This window comes from Micromonospora sp. NPDC049101, from assembly GCF_040648675.1.
Taxonomy (GTDB): domain Bacteria; phylum Actinomycetota; class Actinomycetes; order Mycobacteriales; family Micromonosporaceae; genus Micromonospora.
This window is the reverse complement of the sequence record NZ_JBEZED010000023.1, coordinates 82,010-101,191: the sequence shown is the minus strand read 5'-3', so window position 1 is coordinate 101,191 and position 19,182 is coordinate 82,010. Positions and strand designations below refer to the sequence as shown.

17 protein-coding genes and 1 pseudogene are annotated in these 19,182 nt (G+C 73.0%); 6 read left to right on the top strand and 12 right to left on the bottom strand.

The genetic code is table 11. From position 1 onward, the window contains the following. Positions 1-3 precede the first annotated feature (3 nt). Both AB0B57_RS27015 and AB0B57_RS27010 read left to right on the top strand, forming a co-directional pair. Positions 4-1,974 carry a biotin carboxylase N-terminal domain-containing protein gene (locus tag AB0B57_RS27015; protein WP_357075509.1) on the top strand — a complete coding sequence of 657 codons (1,971 nt, stop codon included), beginning with the start codon at positions 4-6 and terminating at the stop codon, positions 1,972-1,974. After that, on the top strand, positions 1,974-3,164 hold the full coding sequence (locus AB0B57_RS27010) for an acyl-CoA dehydrogenase (RefSeq protein WP_357075506.1): 1,191 nt from the start codon (positions 1,974-1,976) through the stop codon (positions 3,162-3,164). The genes AB0B57_RS27015 and AB0B57_RS27010 overlap by 1 nt, the downstream gene beginning before the upstream one ends. Before the next feature lie 122 nt (positions 3,165-3,286). Here the strand turns inward: AB0B57_RS27010 and AB0B57_RS27005 are convergent, their stop codons facing one another. Genes AB0B57_RS27005 through AB0B57_RS26990 form a run of 4 tightly spaced genes read right to left on the bottom strand, consistent with a single transcriptional unit; the run spans position 3,287 to position 6,822 of the window. Further along, positions 3,287-4,300: a hypothetical protein gene (locus AB0B57_RS27005; protein ID WP_357075504.1), complete on the bottom strand. Its 1,014-nt coding sequence runs from the start codon at positions 4,298-4,300 to the stop codon at positions 3,287-3,289. Beyond that, complete coding sequence (locus tag AB0B57_RS27000) at positions 4,297-4,644, bottom strand: PadR family transcriptional regulator (RefSeq protein WP_357075501.1); 348 nt, start codon at positions 4,642-4,644, stop codon at positions 4,297-4,299. The genes AB0B57_RS27005 and AB0B57_RS27000 overlap by 4 nt, the downstream gene beginning before the upstream one ends. A 49-nt stretch (positions 4,645-4,693) precedes the next feature. Then, the gene (locus AB0B57_RS26995) at positions 4,694-5,884 is read right to left on the bottom strand and encodes a hypothetical protein (RefSeq protein WP_357075498.1); all 1,191 of its coding nucleotides are present in this window, start codon (positions 5,882-5,884) and stop codon (positions 4,694-4,696) included. Continuing rightward, positions 5,881-6,822, bottom strand: a complete 942-nt coding sequence (locus AB0B57_RS26990; RefSeq protein WP_357075495.1) for a transporter substrate-binding domain-containing protein — start codon at positions 6,820-6,822, stop codon at positions 5,881-5,883. Before AB0B57_RS26990 ends, AB0B57_RS26995 begins: the two co-directional genes overlap by 4 nt. Positions 6,823-6,980: 158 nt before the next feature. Here AB0B57_RS26990 and AB0B57_RS26985 point away from each other — a divergent pair, with 158 nt between their 5' ends. Continuing rightward, a complete protein-coding gene (locus AB0B57_RS26985) occupies positions 6,981-7,322 on the top strand; it encodes a hypothetical protein (RefSeq protein WP_357075492.1) in 342 nt (113 codons plus the stop codon). On the opposite strand, the gene AB0B57_RS26980 is transcribed toward AB0B57_RS26985, so the two are convergent. The 7 genes from AB0B57_RS26980 to AB0B57_RS26950 all read right to left on the bottom strand — a co-directional run bounded on the left by AB0B57_RS26980 (position 7,309) and on the right by AB0B57_RS26950 (position 15,235). Continuing rightward, a complete protein-coding gene (locus AB0B57_RS26980) occupies positions 7,309-8,805 on the bottom strand; it encodes a serine/threonine-protein kinase (RefSeq protein WP_357075489.1) in 1,497 nt (498 codons plus the stop codon). The genes AB0B57_RS26985 and AB0B57_RS26980 overlap by 14 nt on opposite strands. A 30-nt stretch (positions 8,806-8,835) precedes the next feature. Continuing rightward, entirely contained in the window at positions 8,836-9,339 is a 504-nt protein-coding gene (locus tag AB0B57_RS26975) for a hypothetical protein (protein WP_357075486.1), read from the bottom strand. Positions 9,340-9,517: 178 nt separating this feature from the next. Further along, positions 9,518-13,144, bottom strand: a complete 3,627-nt coding sequence (locus AB0B57_RS26970; RefSeq protein WP_357075483.1) for an adenylate/guanylate cyclase domain-containing protein — start codon at positions 13,142-13,144, stop codon at positions 9,518-9,520. Continuing rightward, positions 13,141-13,977 (bottom strand): MBL fold metallo-hydrolase, encoded by an 837-nt coding sequence (locus AB0B57_RS26965; RefSeq protein ID WP_357075480.1) that lies wholly within the window; start codon positions 13,975-13,977, stop codon positions 13,141-13,143. Before AB0B57_RS26965 ends, AB0B57_RS26970 begins: the two co-directional genes overlap by 4 nt. A gap of 115 nt (positions 13,978-14,092) precedes the next feature. Beyond that, positions 14,093-14,554 (bottom strand): RidA family protein, encoded by a 462-nt coding sequence (locus AB0B57_RS26960; protein WP_357075477.1) that lies wholly within the window; start codon positions 14,552-14,554, stop codon positions 14,093-14,095. Continuing rightward, positions 14,551-14,706: a DUF4177 domain-containing protein gene (locus AB0B57_RS26955; RefSeq protein ID WP_007466198.1), complete on the bottom strand. Its 156-nt coding sequence runs from the start codon at positions 14,704-14,706 to the stop codon at positions 14,551-14,553. Before AB0B57_RS26955 ends, AB0B57_RS26960 begins: the two co-directional genes overlap by 4 nt. A gap of 46 nt (positions 14,707-14,752) precedes the next feature. Then, positions 14,753-15,235, bottom strand: coding sequence for a hypothetical protein (locus AB0B57_RS26950; RefSeq protein WP_357075474.1), 483 nt, complete (start codon positions 15,233-15,235; stop codon positions 14,753-14,755). A 691-nt stretch (positions 15,236-15,926) separates the two neighbouring features. Here AB0B57_RS26950 and AB0B57_RS26945 point away from each other — a divergent pair. From AB0B57_RS26945 to AB0B57_RS26935, 3 genes and pseudogenes are all read left to right on the top strand, one after another. Then, positions 15,927-16,379 (top strand): annotated as a pseudogene (locus tag AB0B57_RS26945) (hypothetical protein); the annotation flags it as partial. A 26-nt stretch (positions 16,380-16,405) separates the two neighbouring features. Then, positions 16,406-17,383, top strand: a complete 978-nt coding sequence (locus AB0B57_RS26940) for an ArsA-related P-loop ATPase (RefSeq protein ID WP_357075471.1) — start codon at positions 16,406-16,408, stop codon at positions 17,381-17,383. Positions 17,384-17,437: 54 nt separating this feature from the next. After that, positions 17,438-18,589, top strand: a complete 1,152-nt coding sequence (locus tag AB0B57_RS26935; RefSeq protein WP_357075469.1) for an ArsA-related P-loop ATPase — start codon at positions 17,438-17,440, stop codon at positions 18,587-18,589. Between the two features lie 6 nt (positions 18,590-18,595). On the opposite strand, the gene AB0B57_RS26930 is transcribed toward AB0B57_RS26935, so the two are convergent. After that, positions 18,596-18,916 (bottom strand): WhiB family transcriptional regulator, encoded by a 321-nt coding sequence (locus AB0B57_RS26930; protein WP_030328078.1) that lies wholly within the window; start codon positions 18,914-18,916, stop codon positions 18,596-18,598. Between the last annotated feature and the right edge of the window lie 266 nt (positions 18,917-19,182).

The window sequence follows — 19,182 nt, the reverse complement described above, 5'->3', positions numbered from 1 at the left end:
ACTGTGATCACCAGACTTCTCGTCGCCAACCGGGGCGAGATCGCCCGTCGGATCTTTGCCACCTGCCGGACCCTGGGCATCACCACCATCGCGGTGTACTCCGACGCGGACGCCGACGCGCCGTTCGTCGCCGAGGCCGACCTGGCCGTGCACCTGCCCGGGAACACGCCCGCCGAGACGTACCTGGACATGGCGCAGATCCTGCGGGCGGCCCGCCGGTCCGGCGCGGACGCCGTGCACCCCGGCTACGGCTTCCTCGCCGAGAACGCCGAGTTCGCGACGCGGGTCGCCGACCACGCCGGGCTGACCTGGGTCGGCCCGCCGGCCAAGGTGATCGCCGCGATGGGCGACAAGGTGGCCGCCAAGGCGCTGCTCGCCGACGTGGGCGTGCCGATGCTGCCCACCTGGACCGAGACCGACCAGGTCACCGATTACCCGGTGCTGGTCAAGGCCGCCGCGGGTGGCGGCGGCCGGGGCATGCGGGTGGTCCGCGACCCGGACGGGCTCGCCGAGGCCGTCGCTTCCGCGCGCCGCGAGGCGGCTGCGGCGTTCGGCGACGGCACGGTCTTCGTGGAGCGGTACGTCGAGCGCGGCCGGCACGTCGAGGTGCAGATCTTCGGCGACACCCACGGCACGGTGGTGGCCCTCGGGGCGCGCGACTGCTCGATCCAGCGCCGGCACCAGAAGATCGTCGAGGAGGCTCCCGCGGTCCTGGCCCCGGAGCTGCGGGCCCGCCTGCACGAGGCGGCGGTGGCCGCCGGCCGTGCCGTCGACTACGTGGGCGCCGGCACTGTCGAGTTCCTGCTCGCCCCCGACGGACAGTTCCACTTCCTGGAGATGAACACCCGTCTCCAGGTCGAGCACCCGGTCACCGAGGCGGTCACCGGGCTGGACCTGGTCCGGCTGCAACTGCTGGTCGCGGAGGGCGAGCCGCTACCGCTCACGACGACTCCGCCGGCCGACGGCCACGCGATCGAGGTGCGGCTCTGCGCCGAGGACCCGGCCCAGAACTTCCGCCCGGCCACCGGCACCCTGCACCGGTTCGCGATCCCCGGGTTGTCCGGCGAGTTCACGCCGACGAAGGGCCTGCGCCTGGATTCCGGCGTGCTGGACGGCTCGACCGTGAGCGTGCACTACGACTCGATGCTGGCCAAGCTGATCGCGTGGGCGCCGACCCGCGCCGAGGCGGCCCGGGCGTTGGCCGGCGCGCTCGCGCGGGCCGAACTGCACGGCGTGGCCACCAACCGGGATCTGCTGGTGCGGGTGCTGCGCAGCCCGGATTTCGGCGCGCTGGAGGTCGACACCGGCTTCCTCGACCGACATGCGGAGGTCTTCGCCCCACTGCTGCCCGCCGACCTGCTGTCGGTGGCGGCGCTGGCCGCCGCGCTCGCTTCGGCCGCCGCGCGGCGGGCGACCGCCCCCGTGCTCGCCGGGCTCCCCTCGGGTTGGCGCAACGTGCCGGCGTTTCCGCAGGTGGCCCGGTACGCCGACCGGGCCGGGCAGGAGCTCGAGGTTCGCTACCGGTTGGACCGGGATGGCAGCCTCGCCGAGTGGTCGACGGATCCGGCCGGCGAGATCCCGGCCCGGTTGGAGGAGGCCACCCCGGACCGGGTGGTGCTCACCGTGCTGGAGAGCCGCTGGCAGTTGCGCGTACACCGGGTGGGGTCCGAGGTCTTCGTGGACGGCCCGGTGGGGGCGGCGAGCCTGGTCGAACTGCCGCGTCTCCCGCTGCCCACGGCGGAGGTGGCGGCCGGGTCGCTGCTCGCGCCGCTGCCCGGCGCGGTGACCCGGGTGCACGTCGAGGTCGGCCAGCGGGTCGCGGCCGGCGATCCGCTGCTCACCCTGGAAGCGATGAAGCTGGAACATCCCGTGCTCGCCCCGACCGACGGCGTGGTCGCCGAGTTGCCGGTGCCGGCCGGTGGTCAGGTGCGCACGGGTGCCGTGCTGGCCGTTATCGAAGAAGAGGACGCCTGATGACCTTCGACCTCACCCCTGAGCAGGACCAGTTGCGCGACGCCGTGCGGGCGTTGGGCCGCCGCTACGGCCACGGCTACTTCGTCGAGAAGGCGAAGGCCGGCGAACACACCACCGAGCTGTGGGCGGAGGCGGGACGGCTCGGCTACCTGGGGGTCAACATCCCCACCGAGTACGGCGGCGGTGGCGGCGGCATCACCGAGCTGGCCATCGTCTGCGAGGAGTTGGCCGCCGCCGGCTGTCCCCTGCTGCTGCTGGTGGTCTCCCCCGCGATCGCGGGCACCGTGCTCACCCGGCACGGCACCGAGGAGCAGCGCAAGCGGCACCTGCCCGGCCTCGCCGACGGCTCCCAGAAGATCGTCTTCGCGATCACCGAGCCGGAGGCCGGTTCCAACTTCCACCGGCTCGGCACGGTGGCCCGCCGCGACGGCGACGGCTGGCTGCTCAACGGACGCAAGTGCTACATCTCCGGCGTCGACGAGGCCGGCCACGTGCTGGTGGTGGCCCGTGTCGCCGTCGAGGACGGCCCGGCCGGTTCAGGGGACGCCGCTGGGCAGCGGCTGAAGCCGGCGCTGTTCCTCGTGCCGACCGACGCCGCCGGGCTGACCCGCTCCAAGCTGGACATGGAGATCGTGTCCCCGGAGAACCAGTTCCTGCTCTACCTGGACGACGTGCGCGTGCCCGCCGACGCGTTGCTCGGCGAGTCGCTGGACGCCGGCCTGCCGGCGCTCTTCGCCGGGCTCAACCCGGAGCGGATCACGGTGGCCGCGATGGGTGCCGGCACCGGCCGGTACGCCATCGAGCGGGCCAGCGGGTACACCGCCACCCGCAAGGTCTGGGGTGGCCGCAGCATCGGCTCCCACCAGGGCGTGTCACATCCGCTGGCACACGCGGCGGTGCAGGTGGAGCTGGCCCGACTCATGATCCAGAAGGCCGCCACCCTGTACGACGCGGGCCGCGACCTGGAGGCCGGGGTGGCCGGCAACATGGCCAAGTACGCGGCCGGGGAGGCCGCCGCGCTCGCCGTGGACACCGCCGTGCAGGTGCTCGGCGGGGCCGGCATGACCACCGAGTACGGGGTGGCGACCCTGCTCGGCGCGGTCCGGGCCGGCCGGATCGCCCCGGTCAGTCGAGAGATGATCCTCAACTTCGTGGCCCAGCACGTCCTCGGCCAGGACAAGTCCTACTGACGCCGCCGACCGTCCGGCCCGCCCGGTGATCGACTCGGTCTCCTTGAATCCGGGGTGTCCGAGGCCCAACGATGCCCCGACTTCAGGAAAACCGAGTCGATCACCCACCGCCCGTTCCCTGCCTACGCCGGCTCCGAGCGCGGACGCTCGCGGTGGTGCAGGATGGCCACGGTCACCGCGAAGAGCAACGCGGGCATCAGTGCCAGGGTCGACCACTGCGCCCAGGTGAGCGCGTCGAGGACACCGTCGTGGGTGGACCGTTCGAGGTAGGTGCCCGTGGTCCCGAGCCCCACCCGGGTGAGCAGCAGCGTGACGCCCACCGGGACGACGAGCGCGAGCAGGCGCAGTCGGAGCACCGTCGGCGTCGACAGGATGACGAGGGCGAAGAGCAGGTATCCCGCGGTCAGCAGGATCGCCTCGACCCGGCCGACGCCGACCGTGAAGATCCACGTGCCGTAGATGGGCGACGTCGAGTCGTCGGCGCCGGTCAGCATGGCGATGCTCGGAGCACCGACGCTCACCACCGTCGCCGCCGCGAGTGTGCCGAGCCGCCAGCGGGCGAGGACAGCCGTTACGGAACGGGGAGCGCGGAGGGCGAGTGCCAACGGGACCATCGCGGCGAGCACGGCGGGCCAGAGGTTGCGGACCGTCGAATACTGCCCGTATGCCTCGGCGACCCGAACCACCTCGTACGCCGCGCCGCCGACGGCGATCGCAGCCGCCACCCGCCCCCACCCGAGTGCGGCGAACACCGCCACGACGAGCCAGAGCGCCGCCAGGGGACCACCCGGCCAGAGGACGAACGGTTCACCGATCCCGTCCGGATAGCTCTGCGCGTACATGCTGAGGTGCAGCACCGGAACGCGCGCGGCGCGCACGAACAGCAGCAGCGCGGCGATCAGGCCCAGCACCTGCGCCGCGTCCCGCCACGCGTCGACCGACAACCGGGCGCCAACCTGGCGTACGTGCGCCCGAAACGCCCCACCGAGCAGGGCGGACACGTCCCGTGCGGCGGGCCTGCGCTGGCCCGGCGCGGCGTCGTCCAGCAACACCCCGATCATCTCGTCCTCGTACTGCCGCCGGTACGCACGCGGATAGCAGGCCAGCAGCCGCCGGTAGACCTGGTGCAACGTCACGCCGCACCGCCCTCGACGATGAGGCCGGCACGACGCAGCCGCACGCTCGCCGCGTCGGCGTTGCTCCGCAGGCGTGCCGACTCCTCGGCCAGGCGTTGCACCCCGGCGGCGGTGAGTCGGTAGTAGCGGCGCAACCTGGACTGCACCTGCTCCTCGCGCTCGATGTCGACGAGGCCCTCGGTACGCAGCCGGTCCAGCGCCGCGTAGAGGGTGCCGGCGCGCAGGTCGACACGCCCGTCGGAGATCCGGCGGACCTCGTCGAGGATGGCGTATCCGTGCCGTGGGGCGTCGATGAGCGCGGTGAGGATCAGATAGGTCGATTCATGCAGGGAAGCCTTAGCCATCCTCGCAGCATATACAGTCGGACTGTATATGCGGGGACCCTGGACGACATCAGTCCGGGATCCGGCAGGCGGCGTCGATGCGGTGCACCGGGCGGACCCGGCGGCCCATGCCCTCCAGCAGCGAGTCCTCCACGTGGAAGTCGCGGATGCGCAGCCGGTACCGGGGCAACTCCTCCTCGCTCGGGCAGAGCACCTGCGCGCGGACCAGATCGACAGGCACGTACCGCACGCCACCCCGCTCCTGGAGGATCACCATGTTGACGTCGTCGGTGGTGATCACGTGCCCGCGTACGTCCTCGGTGGGTCCGCTCTCCACGCCCACGGTCGTGACCGTCAGCGGCAGCACCGGTGTGCTGATCACCGGCACCGCGGCCCAGACCAGCATGGCCAGCACCGCCACCTCGGTCACCGATGCCAGCGGTCGGATCACCAGACCGGGCAACGGCCCCGCGACGAACAGGGCCAGCAGCGGTGGTACCGCGAGAAGCGCCAGCACCAACAGCTCCCCCTGCCTACCGGCGTCGCGCAGCGTGGGCAGCAGCAGCCAGGCGTACCCGGCGAGCAGCGCGACGATCATGAGCAGCCGGGGCACCACCTGTTCGTGCAGCCGCCCGGGGCGGAGCTGAAACGCGGCCGCGAAGGCCGGCAGCAGCAGCGGCAGGTAGAGCAACGGCCAGGTGATCAGGGCGAGCAGGAAGCTGGCCAGCACCACCCAGGCCGGGGTGAGGTCGGCCCAGCGGGCGAAGAGCGGACGCCGGCGGGTCCCCGGTGGCAGCCGGTCCGCACCGACGGCCAGCACCGCCCCGAGCGCGAAGACGGCGACCATTCCGGTGGAGAGCAGCCGAGCCGCCGTGGTCAGGAAGCCGGCGAGCAGGTTGACCGGCCCGACGTTGGCCACCAGCAGCAGCGTCGTCTGCAGCTCGCCGCCCGCCTCCACCCCGAGGCGGAGCACCGAGAAGATCGCCGGTACGCCCACCAGCGCGGTCCAGAAGGACTGGCTGGCGCGGGCCCGCCGCTCGGCCGGATCCCAACGGACCCGCCCGGGCTCGACCTCGGCGATGACCGGGTCGGCTGGTGCGGCGACCGGCACGCCGACCGGCCAGCCGGCAGGATCGGCACCAGCAGCCGGTACGGCCGCGGCCGTACCGGCGAAGGCCGGCGACACCTCGGCGCCCGGCACGGACGCGCGGGGTGGCGGCACCGGGCCGTCGGCGCCGGTCGCGGTCGGCGCCGTGCTCACGTCGAGGGCGCCTTGTCGTCGAAGTCGACAAGCTTCGGCACCTTCAGCGGCTGGGGCTGGCGTTTCTCCACGTTCAGCCACGGGCCCAGGGTGCGGTTGTACGCGCTCTGCCAGGGGCTCGCCTGCCCGTTGCGGCCCTGCTCGTAGCTCTTCTGCAGGAAGTACGCGACCAGGTCACGCAGGGCGGGGTCGCCGATCGGCACGCCGATGCCCAGCAGCTCGCTGGTGCCGAAGGGCATGTCCACGACCTCGAACTCCTTGGGGTAGGTGGCCAGGAATCCGGCGAGGATCGTCTCGTCCGAGCTGACCGCGTCATAGCGGCCGCCGCGAATGCCGTCGACGCAGTCCTTGACGTCCTTCACCACGAACGTCTTGACCCCGTGCTTCTCCAGCTCGGCCTCGGTGGTGGAACCGCCGCTGGTGCAGACCTTGTAGGCCGGCTCGCGCAGGTCCTCGATGGTGCGGATCTTGTCCTTGAGACGGACTGGCACCATCACCTCCTGCGTGGTCACGAAGTACGGGCCGGCGAAGCTGACAAGCTTTTCGCGCTCCTCGGTCATGGAGAAGCTGGACACCACGAGGTCGACAGTGCCGCCCTGCAACGCCGGGATCCGACTCTCGGTGGCCACCGACACGAACTCCAGCCGCTGCTCGCCCTCGTAGCCGAGGGAGGCGGCGATGTACCTGCCGATCTCGACGTCGAAGCCGACGTGCTGACCGTTGCGCAGGTCGCCCATCAGCGGTTCCTTGGTGGCGACGCCGATGCGCAGCTGTGACTGCCGGTAGATGTGCGACTCACGGATCTTCTGCTGCACGGACGGCAGGTCGGGTTCCCGCCGGCTGTCGCAGCCGGCGGCGGCTGCCAGGGTGAGGGTGAGGGCGACCGCCAGTGTCGTCGCGACCGAGCGGAGCCGGGATCGGGAACTGCGCACGTTCATGGATGACCTCGCTGACGGACCAGCCTGCGGAACACCCAGGGTAGCGACCCAAAGCTTCTGCGTAGCGATGCCGACCGGGCACGTCGGACGGACCGGTCGACCGGCGCGGCGACCGGCTCTCCGGTTGACAGCCGCCGATGTCACGACATGCTGGACGGGTGAGTCGATTGTCCAGGCCCGATGCGCGGACGGTGGCGGTGCTCGCGGCGCTGGGGGCCCTCGCGCCGCTGGCCCTGCTCGTCGTCTGGCGCCGACAGGATCTTCTCGGCGTGGTCCTCGCCCTGCTCTGCGTCCTGCTCACCATGGTCGCCGGGGTCGCCTTCTCCGCTGCCCGGCAGGCCGACGGTCCGGAGCCGGAGGACCGGCCGGCGACCACCGGGCCGGCCGAGCTGATGCCGTACGGGATCGACGCGGACACCCTCGACGCCCTGGACAGTCGGGACGCCCTGCGGGCGGTGCGGGACCGGCGACGCGGGTCGGACGGCGTCAGCGGTCGGTGAGAGTGGGCGCGGCGAGCGCGTCCACGCCCCGCCCGGCCAGGCACCGGTAGGTCCGGTCGATGCTGCCGTCGACCGGCGGGAGCACCTCCAGGTGCCAGCCGCTCGGCTCGGCGATCCCGGTGGTCACCCGGAACGTCGTGGCGCTGCACACCTGTCGCACCGGCGCGGCGGTGACCACGTCGTCGTAGGCGGCGCCGACCAGGGACACCGGCAGGATCCCCTCGGCGTACGTCTCCCAGGTGTGCCGACCGGTGCAGGACAACCGAACCGCCTCGGCGCGGTTGCCGCGAATCCGCATCGGACCGAAGCACTCCAGCTCGGGCAGGCACCGGGCGCCCTCGGGCAGGGCGGTGGGCGTACCGGGGCCGGTCGTGCAGCCCGGCAGCGGCCCGGTCGCCGGTGCGGCGACCTGGCTGACCGTCGGGTTCGGGATGGGCGTCGACCCGTGGTCGGCGAACCAGGCCCCGGCGGTCGCCGAGCCGGCGAGCGCGAGCACGCCGGCACCGCCGAGGAACCAGCGCCGCCAGCGCCTGCCACCGGGGAGCACCCGCTGGGTGTCCTCGATGGGCGGTCGGGGTGCCGGTTTGCTGGCCGCGTACGGGCCGGGGCGGGTCGCGCCACCGCTGACCGGCGCGCCGCTGACCGGGGCCGACGGTGGACCGAGCGGCAGGTTGACGAGCAGGTCGTGCAGTTCGAGGGCGGAGGGCCGCTCGGCCGGGTCGTTGGCCATGCCGGCGCGCAGCACGTCGATCAGCTCGTCCGGGACACCCGGCAGGGCGGGGAGCGGCTGGTTGAACATCTCCAGGACGGTGACCAGGCTCGGGTTGCGCTCGGACTGCCAGCGGGGCGGCCGACCGTGCATCACCGCGTAGAGGGTGGCGCAGAGCGCGTACACGTCGACGGCCGGTGACGGCGGGCTGTGGCTGAACATCTCCGGCGGCGCGTACGCCGGGGTGAGCACCTCCAGGGTCACCGAGGCGTCCCGGTGCTCGGCGAGCACGGCCAGCCCGAAGTCGGCGAGCACCGCCGAGTTGAAGGGCGAGTGCAGGATGTTCGCTGGTTTCACGTCTCGGTGCAGCACCCCGGCCGCGTGCGAGTGGGCCAGCGCATCGGCGATCTTGATGCCGAGGTCACGGGCCTCCACCGGGTCGAGCGGCGAGGTCCGCATCCGTTCGGCGTACGAGCCGTCGCAGAGCTCCATGATCAGGTAGGGGTGCTGGTCGACGGTGACCCCGACGTCGAAGAGGTCCACCACGTGCGGGTGTGACGACATCCGTCCGGCCGCCCGCGCCTCGCGCAGGAAGCGGGCCTGATCCCGCTCGCTGTCCAGCGTCCGGTTCTCCACCTTGACGGCGACCTCGCGACCCACCGAGATCTGGGTGGCCTGGTAGACGGTCGCGTACCCACCTCGGGCAAAGACCCGCAAATCGGTCAGACCTGGCACGATCGGCACCGGCAGGCCGCCGGTCGGAGTGTCGGTCACCGCTCGAAAATACCCAACCCGGCCGGCGACTCAGCGCACCGCGTCCGCCGGAGCGGCACCGGCCGGACCGGTACCCTCCGCGGACCGGGCAACCGTCCCGGCACCGTCGGACGAGACGTCTCCACCGGCCGACGCTCCCCGCCGGGCGTCCAGACGCAGGCCGACGGCGGTGGCCAGGGCTCCCAGGCCCTCCCAGGCCGCCACCCCGAAGAACCCGCCCGGAGCGATGTCGGAGAGCACGGCGATGGTGAAGACGGTGAACGTGACAAGTCGGAAGACCACGGTGAACCGGTAGAACGCCCGCCACTCGGTGATCGTGGCGAGCAGGTAGTAGACCCCCATGTTGAACGCCGCCATCGAGGACGCCACCAGGAACGTGCCGGTGTAGTCACCGACGGCACGCGTCTGGGGGACCTCAAGCCCGAGCATGCGCAACTGCCCCTCCGGCCAGAGCAGCCCGACCGCACCCATCACCAGCGCCAACACGCCGAAGACCGCGATGGTCCAGCCCGCGATGGAACGCGGCAGCTTCATGAAGGGCCTCCCCAGGCACGGCGACGGTCAGCACTGTGGACCGGCACACGGTGGTGACACGCTAGCCCCTCACCCCGACCGCCACATCCCCAGAACCGGCAAAAACCCTGCCCGCACCCCGACACCAGATTGATCAAGAGCTTTCGGTCACCGGCGGGCCACTTTCCGACGAGAAAAGTCAGGCCAGGCGGGCGCGGAGGGCGTTGGCGGCGGCGCGTTCACTGCGCTGCTCGGTCGCGTACGCCAGGCGGACCGCCTCCTCCGCGCAGGACCGGGCCTCCTCCGGGTGACCGCAGGCGGCCAGTGCCTCGGCCAACACGCTGGCCGCGATCACCTGGCTGCGCACGTCCTCGGCCGGCGCGGTGACCGCCCGCCGGGCCCAGTCCAGTGCCTGCTCCCGCTGACCGTGGGCGAGCAGTGCCGCCGCGTACTGGGCCATCGTCTGACGGCGGGAGAAGAGCAGCGAGGGTGCGTTCGCGGCGGCCGTCGCCACCGGGGCGAGCAAACCGACGGCGGTCGCCGAGTCACCGGCGGCCAGGCGGGCCGTCGCCAGCAGCACCCGGGGCGCCACCTGGGCCGGGGCCTGCGGGTTGTGCGGCTCCACGGCCGTCAGCACCGCGCGGGCGACCCGCTCGGCCGTCTCGCAGTCGCCCAGGTCCAACGCCACGAAGCCGCGCAGCGCGCCGGCCATCCCGGTGAGCAGCGGGTGGGAGGTGCGCTCGGCGTACGCGAGGGCGTCGGTGAGCAGGTCCGCCGCGTGCTCCGGCTCGCCCAGCCCACGCGCCACCACCGCCCGGACCACGAGCGCGAACCCGCGCCCCCAGTCGTCGGAGACGGCGGCGAACTCCCGGTACGCCCGACGGGCCTCCCGGTCGGCCTCGGCCAGGTCGCCCAGCTCGGCGGTGGCGAACGCCGCCACCGCACGGAGTGTGCCCACCGCCCACGCCTCACCGACCCGCTCGCCGAAGGGCAGGAACACCTGCGCCATCCGACACGCCTCCCGCAGGCGGCCGGCGAGCAGCCGGGCGAACGCCGTGGTGCCGCGCAGCCAGGCCCGCCCGTACGGGTCCTTCAACTCGGCGAAGAGCCGGGCGGCCCGGCCGAGGACCGCGTCGGTGCCGGCGAAGTCACCCCGGGTGGTGGTCACCCAGGCCAGGTTCTGTAGCGACCAGGCCTGCCCGCGCCGGTCCTGCGCACCGAGGCTGACCTGGTACGAGGCAGCCAGCCGGCTGCTCGCCTGACTCAGCCGCCCGGCCACGAAGTCGGCCATGCCGAGCCGGCGCATCGCCGTCGCCCGCTGCACGGGCAGCCCGCCCGCCGTGGCGACCTGCAACGCCTCGTGCCAGGCGATCATCGCCCGGCCCTGGTCACCGAGGGTCTCCTGGGCCTGCCCCGCGAGCAGCAGGGCACCGACCCGGGTGGCCTCGTCCCCCGCGTTCGCGGCGATCTTCTCCGCGTACGCGAGCGCGTCGGCGACGCGGCCGACCTGGAGCAGCGCCCGTGCGTGCACCACCCGATCGGCCGCCGGCACACCGTCGCGGGCCAGCTCGGTGGCGCGCTCGGCGTACTCGACGGCCAGCACCGGCTCACCGGCGGCCAGTGACCGGCGGGCGGCCCGGCCGAGCGCGGCGACGCCGAGCGGCACCACCGCCCGGGCCGGCGCGTCCGGGCGCAGCTTCACCGCGTCGGCGAGCGTGGCGGCCCGCTCGACGTGCGTGGCCACGAAGTCGTCCCGGGCCTCGTCGGTGAACCCGCCCGGCGCTCCGGTCGCGGCCCCGTCCGTCGGCGCCGCCCAGCGGGCCAACGCGGCGTGCCGCTCGGCCAGCTCCGCCTTGCTCACCCCGGCGTACGCGGCCTCCCGCATCAGCGGGGTCGCGAACGAGTAGCCGGCCCGGGAGCGGTGCAGCATCCGGCGTTGCAGCAGCTCCTCGACCGCTCGGTCGAGCTCCACGGCGACCACTGCCGACGGCCGACCGTCGCGGCCGGCGCGCTGCTCACGCATCGCCTCCAACGCACCGGTCGGCACCGAGTCACCGATCACCGCGGCATCGCGCAGCACCGATCGGGCGTCCGCGGGCAGCGCGTCGATCCGGGCGGCGAGCACGGCGGCGAGGTCGCGGGAGAGCAGCCGACTGCCCAGCGAACCGGGCACCAACCGCCAGCCGGCCACGGCGCTCTGGTCCCGCTCGCCAGCACCGGACCGTTCCGCAGCGGTGCGGACACCGCGCGCCGTCTCGGTGGTGAGCGCCCCGCGTTCGATGAGCAGGGTGACCAGCTCGGCCAGGTAGAAGGGGTTGCCCTGCGCGGTGGCGAGCAGCCGGTCCGCGTCGGCGGGTGGCAGTTTGCCGCCACCGAGATAGCTGGTGAGCAGCCGCGCCGCGTCGGCACCCCGCAGCGGCGGCAGCGAGTGCACCTCGGCGTCCGCGACCCGGGTCAGCGCCCCGGCGGTACGCACCAGCTCGGGGCGGCCCAGCAGCAGCACCAACACCGGGCCGGTGAGCCGGGACAGGGTCAGCCCGAGGGCGCCGATCGTCTCGGCGGTGGCGTCGTGCAGGTCGTCCACCACGATCACCAGCGGCGCCTCCGAGGCGAGCCCACTGAGCAGGTCGGCGACCGCGTTCGGCACCACCTCGGCATCCGCGGCCGGGGTGCCCGAGCCGCCCCACTCGCCGGTGTCGGTGCCCGCGTGCGCCGGGAGTTCGGCGTAGCCGAGCAGGGCGAGCAGTTGCTCGGTGGCGATCGGCGCGGTGTCCGCGGCGGAGCGGGCGAGCCGCTGCCCGAGCCGGCGCAGCCGCTCCTCCACCGCCGGGCGGGTCAGCGCGGTGGACGCGTCGCTGGGCAGACCGACGGCGGCCCGCACCAGGTCGGCCAGGGGCGCGAGCCTCCGCCGCTCCCCGAACGCGGCACAGCGCACCGAGAGCACCCGGGCCCCGGTGTGCGCCGCGTACCGGCCGGCGCCCACGTCGTACCCGGCGGCGAGGCGCTCCACCTCGGCGGCGAACCGGGACTTGCCGATGCCCGCCTCGGCGGTCATCAGCAGCACACGCGGGTCACCCTGGTCGATCACCTCGGCGAGCCGCCCGGCGACCCGACCGATCTCCGTCTCCCGGCCGACGTACGGGGCCTCGTCGCCGAGCCCCGAGCGGGTGCCCGGCGCGTCCAGCAGACCCAGCAGCTCGTACGCCTCGACGGGCTCACGCTTGCCCTTGAGCCGCAGCGGGCGCAGTGCTCGCCAGGAGGACACGTGCCGGGTGGCGGCGGCGGTGCGCCCACCCGCGTAGACCGCGCCGACCGCGGCGGCGTCGGCCAGCCGGGCGGCGGTGTTCACCGTGTCGCCGATGACCGTGTACTCGATCGCGGCCTGGATGCCCGCGATGACGTCGCCGGTGTTCAACCCGACCCGCAGCCCGAGTGGCGCGCCGCCGCCCCGCTCGTCGTCGAGCACCCGGCGGACGGCCCGCTGCATGGACAGGGCGGCACGGACCGCCCGTTCGGCGTCGTCCTCGTGCGCGACCGGCGCACCGAAGACCGCCATGATCCCGTCGCCGGTCAGCTTGTCGACGTGCCCGCCGAAGGTCTTCACGGCTCCGGCGAGGGCGGCGAGCACCCGGTCGGTGACCGCGCCGACGCGTTCCGGGTCGAGATCCTCCGACCAGGAGGTGAACTCGGACAGGTCACCGAAGAGCACGGTGACCACCCGGCGCTCGGCCGCCGGCAACGTCGCGGCGGCCGGCAGCGCGGCACCGCAGTTGTGGCAGAACCGGGCACCGGGAACGGCGACGGTTCCGCACACGGGGCAGGTCACGTGTGCTCCAACCCACTGACCCCGGGCGCGGATTCCCCGGTGCCGACGCCCAGATACTCCAACTGCGCGCGGACCGACCATTCGGCCGCCCACCAGAGCGAACGGTCCACGTCCGCGTAGACCGCCGCCACCACGTCGGCTGGCGTCCGGGCGCCGGCCGCGACGGCCGCGCGGACCTGGTCCAGCCGGGCCCGGCGGTGGGCGAGGTAGAAGTCCGCGGCGGCGGCGCAGTCGGCCAGCGCCGGGCCGTGCCCGGGCAGCGCCGGGATCCCCCGGTACGCGGACAGCAGCTCCAGGCTGCTCAGGTAGTCGCCGAGGTGCCCGTCCGGGTGGGCGACCACGGTGGTGCCCCGGCCGAGGATGGTGTCACCGGTGAGCACCACCCGCTCGTCGCCGTGCTCGACCAGGAAGCAGACCGAGTCGGCGGTGTGCCCCGGAGTCCGCAGCAGACGGATCGTCAGACCGAAGCCGCCGAAGTGCTCGCCCGGCTCGGTCAGCGGCTCGCCGCCGATGGTGTGCGCCGGGTCGGCGGCGAGGACGTGCACGCCGCCGAGCAGCTCACTCAGCCGGGCCGCGCCCTCGGTGTGGTCGGGGTGGCCGTGGGTGATCAGGATCAGCCCGACTGGGCCGTGCTCGGCGATCCGGGTCAGGTGCCCCTCGTCCGCCGGCCCCGGGTCGACCACGATGCCGGACTCGGCCGCCGGGGCGCGCAGCACCCAGGTGTTGGTGCCGTCGAGGGTCATCGGCCCCGGATTCGGTGCCCGCAGCAGTGAAACCCAGCGGGGCAGGTTCTCGGCAAGCGCCGCCACCGCCCCCGTCACGTGCCCGCTCATGGCTGCGATCGTACGACCCCGCCCGCAACACCCCGCGATCTTGCACTTGCGCACCCTGATTCATCCCTGTTCGGGGCTTTCATCCGAGCGGAAAGTGCAAGATCGCGGGGTGGGGTCAGGCGACCTCGACGATGAGTTCGACCTCGACCGGGGCGTCCAGGGGCAGCTCGGCCACCCCGACGGCGCTACGGGCATGGCGGCCGGCCTCGCCGAAGACGGTGCCGAAGAGGTCGGAGGCGCCGTTGATCACCGCGGGTTGGCCGGTGAAGCCGGGCGCGGAGGCCACGAAACCGGTCACCTTGACCACCTTGACCACGTTCTCCAGGCCGACAAGCGAGTCGACCACGGCCAGCCCGTTCAGCGCGCACCGCTGGGCCAGGTCCTTCGCCTGCTCGGCGGAGATCCCGGCGCCGACCTTGCCGGTCGCGAGCAGCTTGCCCTCGGCGAACGGCAGCTGGCCGGAAACGTACACGTGCTGCCCGGACTGCACGGCCGGCACGTAGCTGGCCACCGGCGGCACGACTTCGGGCAGGTCGAGCCCCAGCTCGGCGAGCTTCGCGTGCGGACCGCTGCTCACGCCTTCGGCCGCTTCAGGTAGGCGACCAGCTGGTCCGGGTTCGGTCCGGGGACCACGGCGACGAGCTCCCACCCGTCCTCGCCCCAGTTGTCGAGGATCTGCTTGGTCGCGTGGACCAGCAGCGGGACCGTGGAGTATTCCCACTTCTGCATCGCTGAAGGGCTCCCTCTCGGTGCGGAATCTTGTTGGAGGGACAGCCTACGGTCCGCTGGCCGGGCGAGACGCGGGACGCTGCTCCGGCGCGGCCGGCGCCTCCCCGCAGCGCCCTTCGTGCTCGTACCCCTGGGGGCAGCGGGACCGGTCGGGCAGCAGCAGGTCGCAGAAGACCCGGTGCCGGTTGTTCTGGTCGTCGGCGTTGGACACGGTGGTCTCACCCGCGTCCAGCTCGGGGAGGAAGCCCAGGGACACCGCGACCCGGCCGGCCAGCACGGTCGCCGCCGTCAGGCTCGGCACCCGGATCGGCAGGTGGATGACGAAGCCCGGCTCGTCGTCGTCGCGCGCCCGCTCGGCGAGGTGGCTCGGCGCCCGGGCCACCTCCGCCTGCTCCGGCGTCCGGCGGTACGACCGTTCGTTGACCGGCTGGCCGCCGATCGGCCCGCCGGCCTCGAACAAGGATCCGGGACGGCGCGCCCGGTCGTTGGTCGGGAAATGGGTGCGAGGGATGTTGTCCGCGTCGCGCATGCACTGCCTCCGGTCGTACCGCTCGGATCACTCTTCCGGTCCGGACCCATTCGTCCGTTCCGCCCCCCGCGCCGGGACGAAGGTAGGTCGGTGGCCGCAGCCCCGCCAGCAGGACGCGCCCGAATGGTCACCGACAGTCACATATGCGACACACGGCAGGTAAGAAGCCCGATGGCGGATCCGCGGCCGGTCCCGCCCGGCCGAATCGGTTCGCAACGCGGCGCGGCACGGGAAACACCGCCGCCGTCATCGACCGCTACCCTTCCGGTCGGGCGGTCGCGCAGCGCCCGGCAGCCCGCTCGATCACGCTCGACGCCTCCGGTGGCGGCGGGCGCCGCACCCCTGGGGGAACACGATGACCCAACCGCCCAGCGGCGACCAGGCCGGTCCACCCGCCCTCCCGTCGGCCCAGCCGGACCCCACCGACCGGACCGGCGGCCCGACCGTCCCCGCCCAGCCGGCCCCCGCCGCACCGTCCGGGCAGCTCGCGCTCCCCGCGCCCCCCGCACCGGCCGCGCTTCCCGCCCCACCGACCGTCCCCATCCAGCAGGTCTTCCCCGCGCCGCCCGGTGGGGTCGGCGCCACCGGTACGCCGAGTGGCCCCCCGGCCGCGACGCCGACCCCACCGGGCACCCCGGGCTCGTCGGCCATCCCGCCACCACCGCCGGAGTACCCGCCCTATCCGGGCGCGGCCGAGCCGAAGAAGAAGCGCGGTCTGCTGATCGCGGCGATCGCACTGGTCGTGATCATGGTGCTCTGCGTGGGTGGTGGAGCGTTGGCGTTCCTGACCCTGCGCAACACCGAGACCGGCGAGGGCGCCAAGGAGCCCGCGGTCGCCGTCGACGAGTTCCTCACCGCTGTCTACCGGGATCGCGACGCGACCAAGGCGGCCAACCGGGTGTGCGCCGCCTCCCGCGACGACGGAAAGATCGCCGCGAAGGTCGCCGAGGTGCAGAAGTACGCCTCCGAGTACCAGAACCCGCGTTTCCGGTGGACCACCCCGAAGGTGGACAACCAGACCGGGGACCGGGCCACCGTCTCCACCCGGGTCACCATGACCACCGCCGACGAGAAGGTGGCCGACCAGGACCTGCGCTTCACTGTGGTGCAGAAGACGGGTTGGTGGGTCTGCGAGGTCGCCTGACCATCGGGCGTGGATAGGCTCGTCGCGTGTGTGCAGCTGAGCGGCCGGTCGACCCGGCCGGTACCGGATGGTCGGCCCGCCTCCACGTGGTGACCGGCAAGGGTGGCACCGGCAAGACCAGCGTGGCGGCGGCCCTGGCCCTCGCGCTCGCCGCCGGTGGCCGGCGCACCCTCCTGGTCGAGGTCGAGGGGCGGCAGGGCATCGCCCAACTCTTCGGCATCGACCCGCTGCCGTACGAGGAGCGACACCTTGCCGAGGCACCCGACGGCGGTGAGGTGCGCGCCCTCGCGGTGGACGCCGAGGAGGCGCTGCTCGAATACCTCGACATGTTCTACAAGCTGGGCGCGGCGGGCCGGGCGCTGCGCAAGCTCGGCGCCATCGACTTCGCCACCACCATCGCGCCGGGCCTGCGGGACGTGCTGCTCACCGGCAAGGTCAAGGAGGCCACCACCCGCACCTCCGGGCAGCGTCGCGCGTACGACGCGGTGGTGCTGGACGCCCCGCCGACCGGGCGGATCGGTCGGTTCCTCAACGTGACGGCGGAGACGGCCCGGCTGGCCAAGGTGGGCCCGATCAAGACCCAGAGCGAGGGGGTGGCCGCGCTGTTGCGTTCCCCGATGACCGCGGTCCACGTGGTCACGCTGTTGGAGGAGATGCCGGTACAGGAGACGGTGGACGCGATCGCCGACCTGACCGCACTCGGCTTCGGCACCGGAAAGGTGATCGTCAACGGCACCCGACCGCCGCTGCCCGCCGGCCAGGCGGTCACCGCGGCGGAGCTGCGGCGCGGGCTGGTCGCCGCCGGGCTGCCGGCCGATCGGGACACCGTGGCCGGTCTGCACGACGAGGCACGTGACCAGCTCATCCGGCGCGAACTGGAGGATTCGCTCCGCGCCGACCTGGTGGAGCTGGGGCTGCCGATGATCGAGCTGCCGTTGTTGCCCGACGGGGTGGACCGGGCGGGGCTCGCGGCACTGGCCCAGGCCCTCGTCCGCGCCGATTGACTCACACCTGAGCCCAGCACAGGCGCATGGACCCACGCGGCCCGATACGCTCGATTGGTGCCTTCCGAAGACGCGGCGCCGCAGCTGGACGTCGACCAGATCCTCGCCGACCCGGGCGTACGGATCGTCGTGTGCTGTGGCGCGGGCGGGGTGGGCAAGACGACCACCGCCGCGGCGCTGGCGCTGCGGGCCGCCGAACACCACGGCCGGCGCACGGTGGTGCTCACCATCGACCCGGCCCGCCGGCTGGCCCAGTCGCTGGGCCTGACCGAGCTGGACAACACTCCCCGCCAGGTCAAGGGGATCGACGTCGAGAGCAGCGGCGGCGAGCTGCACGCCATGATGCTGGACATGAAGCGCACCTTCGACGACGTGGTGCTCCAGCACACCGATCCGACGAAGGCCGCGGAGATCTTCGCGAACCCGTTCTACCAGGCGATGAGTTCGACGTTCGCCGGCACGCAGGAATACATGGCGATGGAGAAGCTCGGCCAGCTGCACGCCCGGGGCGAATGGGACCTGATCGTGGTGGACACTCCACCGTCCCGCTCGGCACTTGATTTCCTGGACGCGCCAGCCCGACTCTCCCGCTTCCTCGACGGCCGGATGCTGCGGCTGTTGCTGGCCCCGGCGCGCAGCGGCGGCCGGAGCATGTTCAGCCTGGTCACCGCCTCGTTCGGGATGTTCTCGAAGGTGGTGCAGAAGGTCCTCGGCGCGCAACTGCTCACCGACCTGTCCGGCTTCGTGGCCGCACTGGATTCGATGTTCGGCGGTTTCCGACAGCGCGCCGAGCAGACGTACCGGATCCTGCAGGCAGGGGAGACGGCCTTCCTCCTGGTCGCGGCACCGGAGCCGGACGCGGTCCGGGAGGCCGCCTACTTCGCGGGCCGCCTGCGGGAAGAGCGGATGCCGTTGGCCGGCCTGGTGCTCAACCGGGTGCACCGGCTCGCGGTGCCGGAGCTGGACGCCGAGCAGAGCCGGGTCGCCGCCGAGCGGCTGACCGAGCTGGGTGGGCACGAGGCGACCGCCGACGTGCTGCGGGCGCACGCGGCGCTGGCTCGTCAGGCGGTACGCGAACAGCGGGTCGCCGCGCGGTTCACCGAGGCGTTCCCCGCGGTGCCGACGGTGTCGGTGACGGCGCAGCCCGCCGACGTGCACGACGTCGACGGGCTACGGACGATCGGCGCGGCGATCAGCCGGCCGTGACCGTCGTCAGTTGGCCGCACTGACGAGGATCTTGTCCTTTCCGGCCTTGTCCTTGCTGTTCTTCTTCATCGCGGCCTCGAACATCTTGCGCCAGCTCGTCACCTGCGGGTGTCGACGCAGCAGCGCCCGCCGTTCGCGTTCGGTCATGCCGCCCCACACACCGAACTCGATCCGGTTGTCCAACGCGTCGGCCAGGCACTCGTACCGAACAGGGCAGCTCCGGCAGATCCGCTTCGCCACGTTCTGTTCGGCGCCCTGTACGAACAACGCGTCCGGGTCCCCGTTCTGACACGCCGCCAGCGACGGCCAGTCAGTGATCATGCCCATGTGTACACGTCCCCCCTTGCAGTACCTACCGACCTCGTCGATGCACGCCAGCCGGCAATTCCCCCCGATCGCCCGGCTCGCCTTCCCCAAGGCGGCACGGACGACATGTGGCGCTGTCGCCACCCCCATCATGCTCTGTAGTCGACTGATTACGCAACGTTGTCGACGAAATCCATCATTTCGGACAGTCCCGGCTTCCCGGGCCTTCGACCGCCGGTTACCCCGCCGAGGTCGGCGATAACGCTGCGCCGCCTCCTTCGATCGGA

Coding starts and splice junctions, on each gene's coding strand:
- AB0B57_RS26955 (WP_007466198.1), bottom strand. CDS start 14,706: ATGCAGAAGTGGGAATACTCCACGGTCCCGCTGCTGGTCCACGCGACC.
- AB0B57_RS26950 (WP_357075474.1), bottom strand. CDS start 15,235: ATGCGCGACGCGGACAACATCCCTCGCACCCATTTCCCGACCAACGAC.
- AB0B57_RS27000 (WP_357075501.1), bottom strand. CDS start 4,644: ATGGCTAAGGCTTCCCTGCATGAATCGACCTATCTGATCCTCACCGCG.
- AB0B57_RS26975 (WP_357075486.1), bottom strand. CDS start 9,339: ATGAAGCTGCCGCGTTCCATCGCGGGCTGGACCATCGCGGTCTTCGGC.
- AB0B57_RS26990 (WP_357075495.1), bottom strand. CDS start 6,822: ATGAACGTGCGCAGTTCCCGATCCCGGCTCCGCTCGGTCGCGACGACA.
- AB0B57_RS27010 (WP_357075506.1), top strand. CDS start 1,974: ATGACCTTCGACCTCACCCCTGAGCAGGACCAGTTGCGCGACGCCGTG.
- AB0B57_RS26965 (WP_357075480.1), bottom strand. CDS start 13,977: ATGAGCGGGCACGTGACGGGGGCGGTGGCGGCGCTTGCCGAGAACCTG.
- AB0B57_RS26930 (WP_030328078.1), bottom strand. CDS start 18,916: ATGGGCATGATCACTGACTGGCCGTCGCTGGCGGCGTGTCAGAACGGG.